The organism is Streptomyces sp. CB02058 (assembly GCF_001905505.1).
Classification (GTDB): domain Bacteria; phylum Actinomycetota; class Actinomycetes; order Streptomycetales; family Streptomycetaceae; genus Streptomyces.
In genome coordinates this window covers 366490-379169 of the sequence record NZ_LIPG01000007.1, presented here as the reverse complement: position 1 = coordinate 379169, position 12680 = coordinate 366490, and the positions used below count along the sequence as shown (strand labels likewise).

Annotated in this window: 8 protein-coding genes; 3 read left to right on the top strand and 5 right to left on the bottom strand. The window is 70.4% G+C overall.

Annotated elements, in window-relative coordinates:
* The first annotated feature begins 5 nt into the window (after positions 1 to 5).
* The 3 genes from AMK10_RS32560 to AMK10_RS32550 are packed head-to-tail and all read left to right on the top strand — an operon-like array spanning position 6 to position 3880.
* Entirely contained in the window at positions 6 to 956 is a 951-nt protein-coding gene (locus AMK10_RS32560; RefSeq protein WP_079180958.1) for a carbohydrate ABC transporter permease, read from the top strand.
* 5 nt (positions 957 to 961) lie between these two features.
* Positions 962 to 1795 (top strand): carbohydrate ABC transporter permease, encoded by an 834-nt coding sequence (locus tag AMK10_RS32555; RefSeq protein ID WP_073752605.1) that lies wholly within the window; start codon positions 962 to 964, stop codon positions 1793 to 1795.
* 51 nt (positions 1796 to 1846) lie between these two features.
* Positions 1847 to 3880: a glycoside hydrolase family 31 protein gene (locus AMK10_RS32550; protein ID WP_073752603.1), complete on the top strand. Its 2034-nt coding sequence runs from the start codon at positions 1847 to 1849 to the stop codon at positions 3878 to 3880.
* A 69-nt stretch (positions 3881 to 3949) separates the two neighbouring features.
* Here the strand turns inward: AMK10_RS32550 and AMK10_RS32545 are convergent, their stop codons facing one another.
* From AMK10_RS32545 to AMK10_RS32525, 5 genes are all read right to left on the bottom strand, one after another.
* The gene (locus AMK10_RS32545; RefSeq protein WP_073752601.1) at positions 3950 to 5122 is read right to left on the bottom strand and encodes an ROK family transcriptional regulator; all 1173 of its coding nucleotides are present in this window, start codon (positions 5120 to 5122) and stop codon (positions 3950 to 3952) included.
* A gap of 298 nt (positions 5123 to 5420) precedes the next feature.
* Entirely contained in the window at positions 5421 to 8699 is a 3279-nt protein-coding gene (locus AMK10_RS32540; protein ID WP_241839743.1) for a PQQ-dependent sugar dehydrogenase, read from the bottom strand.
* A gap of 140 nt (positions 8700 to 8839) precedes the next feature.
* Positions 8840 to 9808, bottom strand: coding sequence for a sugar phosphate isomerase/epimerase family protein (locus AMK10_RS32535; protein ID WP_073752599.1), 969 nt, complete (start codon positions 9806 to 9808; stop codon positions 8840 to 8842).
* A gap of 276 nt (positions 9809 to 10084) precedes the next feature.
* On the bottom strand, positions 10085 to 11038 hold the full coding sequence (locus tag AMK10_RS32530; protein WP_073752597.1) for a hypothetical protein: 954 nt from the start codon (positions 11036 to 11038) through the stop codon (positions 10085 to 10087).
* Positions 11039 to 11551: 513 nt separating this feature from the next.
* Positions 11552 to 12586, bottom strand: a complete 1035-nt coding sequence (locus tag AMK10_RS32525; RefSeq protein ID WP_079180957.1) for a LysR family transcriptional regulator — start codon at positions 12584 to 12586, stop codon at positions 11552 to 11554.
* Positions 12587 to 12680 lie beyond the last annotated feature (94 nt).

The following is a 12680-nucleotide window of genomic DNA, read 5'->3' as shown; positions in this document are numbered from 1 at the left end:
CCATCATGACGACTCTTCTGGACAAGCCCGTCCACACCCCGGCACGCACGGACGGCCGGGCCGCCGGCGCCGCCCGCCGGGCGCGACTGGCACGCATGAGCTTCTACGTCCCCGCAGTGCTCTATCTGGTGATCTTCTTCGGCTATCCCATCGTCGCCAACGTGATCATGTCGTTCCAGGACTACACGGTGACGTCCTTCTACGACGGCGGCGCCCCCTTCACCGGCCTCGCCAACTACACAGCGGTCCTCGCCGACGAGCTGTTCTCCACGTCCCTGTGGAACACGGCCGTGTTCACCGTCGCGTCGCTGATCCTCCAGTTCGCCATCGGTCTCGGCCTGGCACTGTTCTTCCGCCGCCGCTTCCCCCTCGGCAGCACCCTGCGCGCCCTGCTCCTGCTGCCCTGGCTGCTGCCGCTGCTGGTCTCCGGCACAGTCTTCCGCTGGCTGCTCGACCAGGACTACGGCGTGGTCAACCAGGTCCTGCTCAGCCTGCACCTCATCAGCGACCCCGTCCCCTGGCTGGTCAGCCCCGACCACGCCATGACCGCCATCGTCATCGCCAACGTGTGGATCGGCATCCCCTTCAACATGGTGATCCTCTACGGCGGCCTCCAGTCCATCCCGCCGCAGCTCTACGAGGCCGCCTCGCTCGACGGCGCGGGCGCCTGGCAGAAGTTCCGCCATGTCACCTGGCCGCTGCTCCGCCCGACCACCTCGGTCGTGGTGATGCTCGGACTGATCTACACCATCAAGGCGTTCGACGTCGTCATGGTCCTCACCCAGGGCGGCCCGGCGAACTCCACACAGCTGCTCTCCACCTGGTCGTACGCCCTCTCCTTCACCAACCTGCAGTTCGGCCAGGGTGCCGCGGTCAGCAACGTCCTCATCGTCATCGCCATGGTCTTCGCGTTCGTGTACCTGCGGGCCGTGCGCGCCGAACAGTCCGAGAGGTAGTCCCGATGTCGTTCTCCGCCCTGCGCGCATCCCGCCGCTGGAGCAGCACGGTGATCGCCCTCCTCGTCGTCGGCGTCCTGCTCTTCCCGTTGTACTGGATGGTCAACGCCTCGCTCCAGCCCGGCCAGGCGCTGCTGAGCATCCCGCCCAAGTGGTTCCCCACGGACCCGACCCTCGACGGATACCGCGCCGCCTTCGACACCCAGGGCAGGCACTTGGTCATCAGCCTCTTCGTGGCCTGCGGCAACGTGCTGATCACACTCGCCCTCGCGGCCCCGCTGGCCTGGTCGCTGGCGAAGTTCCGACTGCGGTGGGCCGCACTCCTGCTGTTCGTCCTGCTTATCGTGCAGATGGTCCCCGGCATCGTGAAGGCCAACTCGCTCTTCGCGCTCTACAGCGAGCTCGGGCTGCTCAACAACACGATCGGGCTGATGCTGGCCCAGTCCACCCTGTCCGTGCCGTTCGCCGCCGTCCTGCTCCGGGCCCAGCTGCGCGACATCCCCACCGAGGTCATCGAGGCCGCGGCGCTGGACGGCGCGGGGTCATGGCGCACCTTCCTGCGCATCGTCGTCCCCATGAGCCGCAACGGCCTGATCACCGCCGGACTGTTCGCGTTCCTCTTCTCCTGGGCCGACTTCCTCTTCGCGATCACCCTCACCTCGCGCGACGCGGTGACCCCGGTCACCGTCGGCATCTACCGCTTCATCGGCGCCAACGCCACCGACTGGAACGCCCTGATGGCCTCGGCCGTCCTCGCCTCCATCCCGGCGGCCGTCCTCCTGGTCATCGCCCAGCGGTACATCGCGGTCGGCATCACCGGAGGCTCGGTCAAGGACTGACCGGCCCCGGCGCGGCACCGAACACCTCCTCACGCACACTGGAGAAACACCTTGAGCACCTTCCGGGAACACGACGGCGGCCTGGAGTGGCGCGGTCAGCACGAATCGCTGCGCATCGAACCCTGGGGACCCGACTCCGTACGCGTACGGGCCGCACTCGTCCCGCTGCGCGACGACATCCCCGGCGCGCTCATGGAGCGTCCCGGCACCGAGGCCGAGATCGTCCTCCCCGACCTGACCGGCCTCACCGTCTTCAAGAACGGCCTCGGCTCACCCACCGACCCCGTGCCGCCGGCACGCCTGGTCAACGGCCGCATCACCGCCGAGCTGACCGTCGACGGCGGCCTGCGCTTCGTCCGCACCGAGGACGGCACGGAGCTCCTCGCCGAGCGCCCCGCCCACTTCTGGTGGCCCGGCACCCGCGTCCACACCCCCGTCGGGCACGGCTACCACCGGCTGGAGCAGAACTTCCAGGCGTACGAGGGGGAGCGGCTGTACGGGCTCGGCCAGCGCCAGCACGGGCTGCTCGACCAGAAGGACACCGTCATCGACCTGGTGCAGCGCAACACGGAGATCACCATCCCGTTCGTGCTGTCCAGCCGGGGCTACGGGCTGCTGTGGAACAGCCCCGCCGTCGGCCGCGTCGAAATGGTGCGGACCGGGACCCGCTGGGTCGCCGACAGCGCCCGCCAGATCGACTACTGGATCACCGCGGGCGACCGGCCCGCCGACATCCTCCGCTCCTACGCCGACGCCACCGGCCACGCCCCCGCGTTCCCCGACTGGGCCACCGGCTTCTGGCAGTGCAAGCTCCGCTACCGGACCCAGGAGGAACTGCTCGGCGTCGTACGCGAGTACAAGCGACGGGGTCTGCCGATCTCGGTGATCGTCGCCGACTTCTTCCACTGGACCCGGCTGGGGGACTGGAAGTTCGACCCCGACGAGTGGCCCGACCCCGCCGGCATGGTCCGGGAGCTCGACGAGCTCGGCGTCAAGCTCATGGTCTCCATCTGGCCCTCGGCCAACCGCTCCAGCGAGAACTACGACGAGCTGGAACGCCGGGGCCTCTTCGCCGCCAACGAGTACGGCACCCCTGCCCACGCCACCTGGATCGACAAGGGCTCCGACAGCCGCGTCATGGTCTCCTTCTACGACCCGACCAACCCCGAGACCCGTGACTACGTCTGGTCCCACGTCCAGGAGAACTACCAGCGCCTCGGCATCAACCTGTGGTGGCTGGACGCCTGCGAGCCGGAGATGAAGCCCGGCCACCCGGCCAACCTCCGCTATCACGCGGGGCACGGCCAGGAGGTCGCCAACCTCTATCCGCGCGAGAACGCCCGGCTCTTCCACGAGGGCATGGCGGCCTCCGGCAACACCGACGGCATGTCCTTCTCCCGCTCCGCGTGGGCCGGCAGCCAGCGCTACGGCACCGCCGTGTGGTCCGGTGACATCGGCACCGACTTCGCCGCCCTGCGCGCCCAGATCGCCGCCGGCCTCAACATCGGCCTGTCCGGCATCCCCTGGTGGACCACCGACATCGGAGGCTTCCACGGCGGCGACCCGGACGACCCGGCGTTCCGCGAGGTCCTCGTCCGCTGGTTCCAGTTCGGCGCGCTCTGCCCGATCTTCCGGCTGCACGGCTTCCGGCTCCCCTGGCTGCCCCTGGGCGGCGGGATGACCGGCGGACCCAACGAGGTCTGGTCGTACGGCGAAGAGGCGTACGAGATCATGTGCGGATACCTGGCACTGCGCGAGCGCCTGCGCCCGTACATCGCCGAGCAGATGGCCACCGCCTCCGACGAGGGCCTGCCCCCGATGCGCCCGCTGTTCCTGGAGTTCCCCGAGGACGAGACGGCCTGGACGGTCGCGGACCAGTTCCTGCTCGGCCCCGACCTCCTGGTCGCTCCCGTCACCGAGGCCGGTGCGACGAGCCGCGAGGTCTATCTGCCCGCCGGGGCACGCTGGAGGTGCGCGTGGACGGGCACCTCCTACGAGGGCGGAGCCCGGCACACCCTCGACGCTCCCATCGACCGGATTCCGCTCCTGCTGCGCGACGGCGCGGAACTGCCGGTGAGCGGCTGACGGAGGCACTGGGTCCCGGGCCGCACGCGCTGCCGCCCGGGCCCGGGTCCCGGGCCGGGGTGCGCCGCCTCAGGACTCCTCGCCGTAGGCCAGTTCACTCGCCAGGAACGCCGCGCCCACGACCCCCGCGCGCGGCCCGAGTTCGGACATGACGATCGGCAGATTGCCCGTGGCCAGCGGCAGCGAACGCTTGTACACGACGCTGCGGATCTCGGCGAGCAGCGGATAACCGAGCCCGGTCAGGCCGCCGCCGATCACGATCATCGACGGATTCATGAAGCTGACGAGCGTGGCGAGGACCTGGCCGACGCGGTGGCCACCGGCCCGGACGAGATTGACGCTCGTGTTGTCGCCGCCGGACGCGCACTCCGCCACATCCTGGGCGGTCAGCACCCCCCGCTCGGCGAGGCGTCCGGCGAGGGCGGGGGACCGGCCCGACTCAGCCGCCTCCGTGGCGTCCCTGGCGAGGGCCACCCCACCGAAGTAGGCCTCGAGACAGCCGGTGTTCCCGCAGGAGCAGACAGGCCCCTCCGACTCGGCCTCCACCTGGACGTGCCCGATGTCCCCGGCGCACCCCTCCGCTCCCCGGTAGATGCGGCCGTGGTGCTGCATGCCGGAGCCGATCCCGCTGCCGATCTTCACGAAGAGCAGATGGTCGACGGTCCTCGCGACACCGCTGTGCCGCTCCCCGAGCGACATCACGTTGACGTCGTTGTCGACGACGACGGGGCAGCCGTGGGCTTTGGCGAGGGTGTCGCGCACGGGGAAGCGGTTCCAGCCCACCATGATCGGCGGCGACACGGGCACGCCCTCCCGGAAGCTGACGGGGCCGGGCACACCGATTCCGATCGCGTCGAGCCGTGTGTAGTGCCCTTCGTCCGCCATCGCGTGCAGCAGTTCGCTGATCCGGCCGAGGACGGCGTCCGGCCCGGAGCGGATGTCGGCGGGCTCGGAGCAGGAGGCCACGGGCGCGAGCGCGCCGTCGGTGATCTCGATGTCGATCGAGCTGGCGCCCAGATCGACGGCGGCGAACCGGATGCCGGGGTCGAGCTGTACGAGGGTGGAGCGCCGCCCGCCGCGCGATGCGGCGGGGCCCGCCTCGCTGACCCGCCCGGCGACGACCAGGCGGTCGAGCTCACCGAGCAGCCGTGGGCGCGGAACCTCCAGCCGGTCCGCGAGCTGGGCGCGGGACAGCGGACCGTTCTCACGCAGCAGACTCAACACGCGGTACTGGATGTTCACGGGCTCACTTCCTCTGGGCGCCTTCGGACAGCATGCGGGGGTGCTGCGAGGCGGAACGGGGGCCGGAGTGTCGTGCTCCCGGCAGAACGCACTCGCGCAGTGGCAGGATCACAGCAGCGCGGGCGCTTCCGGCAACTTTTTCACAGAACGTCGAAAGTTGTCGCCTCGTTGACCGAATGCAACCTCGCGGGGGCGTCACAGCCCTGGCGCCCCGCGACCGTCCCGGTCCGCGACGGTGCCGGTCCGGGCGCCGGAGTGCCCCGCCGGTGAGAGCGGGGCACCCCTGACCGTCCCGGCGTCAGCCGGCGGAACCTCCCTTCAGGGCCCGTGCGTCGCGGGCCAGGGCCTCGCCGGCCGCGCCGTCCGGCACCAGGGAGCGGTCGGCCGCGTAACCGGCGAACGACTCCAGGACGGAAGCCGCCTGACCGGTGCGGCCCGCCTCGGCGTGTGCCTCGGCCTGGCCGATCCGTACGGTCAGCCGCTGCTGCCCCTGCGCCGTGATGAGGCCGTCGGACCCCAGCCGGGTGATCAGCGCGCGGATGTCCGCGTAGGAGGTACGGGTCGTGAAGGCCACCGTCTTCGTGGTGGTGTTGCCCGCCTTGTCCCGGGCCCTGACCGTGAGGTCGTGCGGACCCAGCGGCAGCCGCCACAACTCCAGGGCCTGGCCGGAGGAGACGGCCTTCCCGTCGAGGGTGGCCGTCGCGGTGGCTCCTCCGGAGACCGTGTCCGCCGCCGAGATGACCGGCGTCGGACGCTTGGAGTCCCCGTAGACACCGTCGGCGTCGATCCCGCTCGCCGTCACCGTGGGACCGGTGCGGTCGATCCGTACGGTGAGCGAACCGACCTCGGAGACGTTGCCGCCGTTGTCGGTCGCCCGGTAGCGGACGGTGGTGGCACCCTCCGCCGACAGCGTGACGGCGGCGTTGGCCGACTGCCAGGTCGTGCCGTTGTCGACCGAGTACTGACGGCCGGCGACCGTCCCGTTGTCGGTGGCCGCGACCGTGAGCGACACATTGCCGGTGTACCAGCCGTCGTCACCGTTGGGCCGCGGCGGGTTGAGCGTGGCGGTGACCTTGGGCGCGGTCTTGTCCGCGACGCCCGCGCCCTGGAAGGTCAGCGAGTCCAGCTCGATACCGCCGGAACTGGTGACGAACACCTCTCCGGTTCCCGAGGGGGCGTCCGGCAGAGCGGTCGTGACGGTCTGCCAGCCCTCTCCGGCCGGGACCCGCACCGTGGCGAACGGTTCCGCCTCGGCCGAACCCCAGCGCAGCGCCAGGGTGCCGTCGCCACGTGCACGGGTCTTGACCCCGTTGATCCCGGCGAACGACACCGGGTCGTAGGCGATCCAGTCACCCGCGTCGAAGGAGGTCAGCGTGCGCTGTCCGGACGCCGTGGAGTCGTCCGTGATCGTCACGCCCTCCGCGGAGTCGTAGTGCTCGGCCTGCATCAGCGCCGGGTTGAGCACCACTTGGGCGTCACCGGTCGCCGGCGGGACACCGCCCGCGCCCTTGTCGGTGTAGGTGATCCCGAGGACCCCGAAGACGTTCTCGGTGTCACCGTGCCCGGCGTCGGCCGGGGTCAGGACGCCGCCCGTGCAGCCGGTGCCGCTGTTGACGGGGTGCCCGTGCTGGTTGTGACCGAGACCGAAGGTCCAGGCCGCCTTGGCGCAGTCCGGCGTGGTGCCGTCCTCCGGGTCCTCGACGGCTATGCCGTACGGCACGGCGTCACCCCAGTTGAAGAACCCGCCGTCGGGCGGCGAGGTGATCTTCACCGTCGGAGCCGTGTTGCCCACGGTGATCTGACGGCTCGACAGTCCTGATTTGCCCTGCGGGTCCGTGACCTTGAGCCGGGCCTGGAACTGCCCGTTGTCCGAGTACGTACGCGTGACCGCGGCTCCGGTGGCGTCGAAGGTCCCGTCGCCGTCGAGGTCCCACTGGTAGGTGAGCTCGCCGTTCTCCGGGTCGCTGGAGCCGGTGGCGCTGAAGGAGACCGCGAGCGGTGCCTGCCCGGACGTCCTGTCCGCCTTGATCACCGCGGTGGGCGCCTTGTTTCCTTCGGCGTAGTCGATCCGGTAGAGACCCGCGTCGGGGTTCTGCCGGAAGAACCCGTCGCCGTAGTCGAGGACGTAGAGCGCGCCGTCGGGACCGAACTCGAGGTCCATCGGGTTGTCCCACTGCGGGATGCCGTTCTGCGAACGCTCGCTGTTGGGAAGGACGTTCTCCAGCTTGCTGACGGGGCCGTCCGGTCCGTCCAGCGTCAGCGCGGCCACGTAGTCCTGGGAGAACTCCGCGAAGAACGCCTTGCCGTCCCAGTACTCGGGGAACTTGCCGGGCGCGGGGTTGTCCGCGTCGTAGTGGTAGACCGGACCGCCCATCGGGGCCTGGCCGCCGGGACCGCCCGGACCGCGGAAGGCGGTCAGCTCGGGCCACGGCTGGTCGCTGTCCTTGTCGCCGTACCAGAGCGTGGCGGGGGTGGCGGCGGGCAGCTCGGTCAGGCCGGTGTTCCAGCGGGAGTCGTTGACCGGCGCCGCGCAGTCGAAGGCGGGGCCGGGAGTCAGTGTGGCGAAGTCGAAGTCGCGGTAGGGCTTGCTGTTGTCACCCGTGCAGAACGGCCAGCCACTGTTCATGGCCTTGGTCGTGGTCTGCCACTCGACGTATCCCATCGGCCCGCGGTTGGCGTCGGCGGTGCCGGCGTCCGGGCCGTAGTCGCCCCACATCACGGCGTCGGTCTCGGGGTCCACCGCCAGGCGGAACGGGTTGCGCAGGCCCATCACGAAGATCTCGGGACGGGTCTTCGCCGTGCCCGGCTCGAAGAGATTGCCCTCCGGGATGGTGTAACTGCCGTCCTCCTGCACGTCGATCCGCAGGATCTTGCCGCGCAGGTCGTTGGTGTTGCCCGCGCCCCGGCGCTCGTCGAGACCGGGGTTGTAGCCGGCCGCGTCGTTGATCGGCGTGTAGCCGTTGACGTTCGGTCCCGACGCGGGTGTGTTGCCACCCGTCGAGAGGTAGAGGTTGCCCTCGCCGTCGAAGCCGACGTCACCGGCGACGTGGCAGCACTGCCCCCGGTTGGAGTCGACCCTGATGATCTCCTGCGCGGTGGAGAGGTCCAACTTGTCACCCGTCCACTTGAAGCGGGTCAGGGTGTCGTATCCCTCCCACTGCTTCCAGTAGGCGTCCGTCTGCCCGGCGGGCAACTGCTGCGGCGCGGAGCCGGCGGGGGTGTTCAGCGGAGGCGAGTAGTAGAGGTAGACCCACTTGTTGGTGGCGAAGTCCGGGTCGAGCGTGACCGTCTGCAACCCCATCTCGGAGTTCTGGTACACATCGACGTGGTTGACGACCTTCGTGACACCGGTGCCGGGGTCGGTGAGCCGTACGTCGCCGTTGCGGGCGGTGTGCAGCACCCGGCTGTCGGGCAGTACGGCGAGGTCGATCGGTTCGCCGGTGTCCTTGGTGAGGGTGACCTTCTCGTAGTTCGACCAGTCCAGGGCGTGTTCGTGGCCCTCGTGCGCCTGGGCGGCGGGCGCGACGGCCACACCGCCCAGCGCGGGCAGTGCCACGAGCAGGACACCTGTGATCAAGCGTCTCAGGGTGCGTTGCACGGTGATGCGTCTCCTCGATCGCTGGCGGTAAGGAGCGGACAACCAGGCGCCGTCATTCGTGGCGGCGGCGCCCGGCGTACTGCGGCGGGAGCCGGTCCCTGCGGCTCCCTGTGCCTCTCTCAGCCGAGGAGTCCCTTGAGCGCGGTGAAGCTGCGCTGCGCCGCGGCGAGCGAACCCGGGGGGTTGGGAAGGGTGTTGGGCGCGGTGTCCTGCTCCCAGATGCCGACATGCGAGGCGCGCGGCCCGATGTCGCGGACGAATCTCTCGTACGGAAGGTCTCCGGCGCCGAATTCGACGATGTCGAAGCCGTTGGCGTTCGCCGCGTTGGCGTCGCCGTCCTTCATGTGGAACAGCGGGTAGCGGTAGGGCTGGTTGCGGACGTAGGCGGCCGGGTCGAATCCGGGCCAGCGGTACTGGCCGACGTACGCCCAGTAGATGTCCAGCTCCAGATAGACATGGCGCGGGTCGGTGTTCTTGAGGAACACGTCGTACAGCCGGACGGACGGCTGGTCGGTGGCGAACGCGAACTCGCCCGCGTGGTTGTGCTGGTAGAGCTTGAGGCCGCGCGCGGTGGCAGCCGCGCCCCAGACGTTGAACTCGTCGGCGGCGGCGCGGTAGCCCGCCACGGTGTTGACGTTCGACGGCGCGTTGGCGGTGCCCACGTGCGGCATGCCGAGGATCTGCGCCGCGTCCAGCTCGGCCTGGAGGTTGGTCCGCAGGTTGCCGATGCCGACGTGGCTGCCGACCGCGCGCAGCCCGTTGTCGTCGAGCAGCGTCCGGATCTCGGGGAGGGTGATCTGCCGGCCCAGGATGGAGGTGGACTGGGTGTATCCGGCGAACTCGATCTCCTTGTAGCCGATCCGGGCCAGCTCGGCGAGGACGACGGCGAAGCCGAGCGAGCTGACCTTGTCGCGGATGCTGTAGAGCTGGATGCCGATGCGCTCCTTGGGGATGGACAGGCTGCTCGTCGCGGCGGCGGCGGAGGTCGCGGCGGCCCCGGTGACGGAGGCGGCGGCGAGGGCCACGGTGGTGCCCGCGGTGGCCCGCAGGAAGTCCCTGCGGTCGAAGGACTTACGGATATGGCTCACGGTCACTCCTGGGGAATGAGGAGAACGGGGTAAGGACCGGGCGCGCGGGGCGGGGCCGCGCGCCGGGAAGGCCGGGAAACGGGCGCTCCGGGGAGGCGCGGAGGCACGGGCAAGCGGGGCGGGGCGGGGTACGGCGACGAGGACGATCGCCGTTGCGCACCGGTGCTGCCGAGATGCGGTCCGTGGACCGCCCCGTCGAGTCCGCCCTGAAGACCGGCGGCCACTGAGGGCCGGGACCGGTGCCCAGCGAAGCCGGGTGCCCCCTGAAGCCCGGTGTCAGAGGCGGGACTTGCCCGCTTCACCGGCGTCGGCCCGAGCGGCGGCGGTGCGCTCGGCGGCCTTCGCCGCGAGGTCGGCACCCCGGTCCTGCGGTGCGGCCTTCTCGGCCGAGCGGGCGGCCGAAGCCCCTGCGGCGGCGGTCTCTCCGGTGACCGCGCCGCGGATGCGCGCCAGCTCGCCGACGACCAGCACGGGGTTGTTGCCGGTCGCGGTGAGGCCACCACGCACGATGGCGTTGTCGAGCACGGCGTTCGCGGTGTTGTCGGTGACGACCAGGTCGCCCCCGAAGTACGAGGCACCCGCGCACGATCCGAGCAGGCCCTCGCCGCCGATCTGGAGGTTGTCGGCGTTGCCTGTGTAGGTGGCGGCGCCATACACCTCTCCGGCGCAGAACACTGCGCCCAGGGTGTTGCCGTTGACGGTGAGCGCGCCCTTGACGGTGGAGTCGTACACATCGCTGTACTGGTTGCGGTCCCCGGTCAGTGAGCCGCTGAGGGTGCTGCCGGAGACGTACAGTTCCCCGGCCTCGGATCTGACGTTCCCGCCGAGTGTGGAGTCGACGGCGTACACGAATCCCTCGGTGGCGTCGACGGCCTTCAGAGTGCTCTTCTCCAGGTGGGCGCCGAAGGCGGACTCGGTGGTCAGCGTTCCCTTGACGGTGCTGTCGGTGAGGTCGAGATAGCCGTTCTTCTCGACGGTGACCGCACTGTTGAAGGTGGCCCCCGCGGCCACGAGGTCGGCTCCGGCCTCGACCGTCACCGTGCCCTTGACCTTCGTGCCGGTGAGGGTGCAGGACTTCCCGGCCGGCACGACCAGGTCGTTGCTGACGGTCACGGCCCCGCCGTCACCGACACACGTGGTGTAAAGAGCTGCCTGGGCCGACCCGGAGAAGGCCACCAGGCTTCCGGATGCCACCAGGGACGCCGTGGCGATGAACGTACGGATCTTCATGTCGCTTCCCTTCCGCTGCGGTCGCGGCCGAGTCGGTGACCCGGCCGGTTTCCCCGCCTACCGACGGGGGTGCTGCACGGTGCGTGAGCGACGACCGCCGTGACGGCGATCGCACAGCGCCTCGAATCGGGCGGGTGGCCCGGTCATGGGGGGAGAGACGTGGAAAGACTCGTGAGGGGCGGGGCGTTCGGAGGAACGCCGGTGGGCTGCGGTGTTACGGCGACGAAACACTGTCTCGATGGGCCGAGACAGTAGAACGCCGTGCAGGGGCTGTCCAGAGGTTCGGTTCGAATCTCTGGAACTTTCTGATGATTCATTAAAAGGGTGGAGTGATCGTAGAAAAGGCTCCGCGATGGCGAGGGTGCCGGGAAAGCTCGACGGTGTTACCGGGCCCACGTGTTCGCAGGCGCGATCACGTGAGGGTGGCGATCACGGCGCAGGAAAGCGGGGGCAATGTGGTTGACCGGCCACCGGGTTGAGTGCGCGACGAGCCTCGGGGCGGCCCGGTTCCGTTCAGGTCCTTGGGGTGCACGCCGGTGCCACGGACGCCTTCCGTGGGCCTCGGGGGCCGGCTTGCGGGCGCCGGGAGTCCGGAGCCGGCTCCGCACTCCCGGCGCTCTTCAGGCGGCGGAGCCTGTCGTCGAGTGCGGCACCGACATCGGGGCAGTTCATGCGGATCGTGTCGAGGAACGCGGCCAGCACGGGGGAGCGGTCCTGGGCGGTGAACGACAGGACCAGGTCGGGCAGGGGCGTACGGGGGAGCACCTCGCAGAACCAGGTGCCCGGACGTGGCGCCGCCAGCATGCGGGAGGGGCCCAGGCCCACGCCCACGCCGGAGGCGGCGAGACCGATGATCGTGTGGACGTCCCTCGCGGAGGTCGCGCCGTCCAAGGCCCGGGAGTCCTTGCCCAGCAGGGCGTGCAGCCCTGCGACGACGGCCGGCTCGTCCTCACCCGCCGAGACGATCAGAGGTTGCTGCCGCAACTGGTCCACACCCACCGACGGCCGGCCCGCGTAGGCGTGGGCGGTGCTCACCACGGCGACCAGATGGTCGTGGCCGATCGGGACGGACACCAGGTGCTCGGCCCCCGCGCCCCGTGGCGGGCCGAGGGTGATGGCCACGTCCAGCTCACCGGCGACGAGAGCGGCCGTACTGCGACTGGTCGCCATCTCGTGCAGTTCCAGCCGCACGTCGGGCCGCTCGCGGCCGAACCGGCCCAGGACGGCCGGCAGGGGTTCGAGCAGCGCCGAGGCGATGAAGCCCAGCCGGAGGCGTCCCGTGTCACCGCGTGCTGCCCGGCCCGCGTCGACCACGGCAGCGGCGATCTCGTCGAGCGCCCGGCGCGCCCGAGCGAGAAACGCCTCGCCCGCGGCCGTCGGGAACACACCCCGGTGCGTGCGGTCGAACAGCCGCGCTCCCACCTCGCGTTCGAGGTCCGCGATCTGCTTGGACAGCGGAGGCTGGGCGATCCCCAGCGCACCGGCGGCCCGGCCGAAGTGCGCGTGCTCGGCGAGAGCGACCGCGTACCGCAGATGCCGTGCCTCCATGGGCTGCCACCTCCAGTGATATCTCGGAAGTATCAGCCGACAGCTTGTCAGATCTTCCGGTGGACCACGCCGATGACGTCGCCTGGGATGGGAC

Bases quoted from the DNA above. Each gene is read 5' to 3' on its own strand.
- AMK10_RS32555 (WP_073752605.1), top strand. From the start codon at position 962: ATGTCGTTCTCCGCCCTGCGCGCATCCCGCCGCTGGAGCAGCACGGTG.
- AMK10_RS32525 (WP_079180957.1), bottom strand. From the start codon at position 12,586: ATGGAGGCACGGCATCTGCGGTACGCGGTCGCTCTCGCCGAGCACGCG.
- AMK10_RS32560 (WP_079180958.1), top strand. From the start codon at position 6: ATGACGACTCTTCTGGACAAGCCCGTCCACACCCCGGCACGCACGGAC.
- AMK10_RS32530 (WP_073752597.1), bottom strand. From the start codon at position 11,038: ATGAAGATCCGTACGTTCATCGCCACGGCGTCCCTGGTGGCATCCGGA.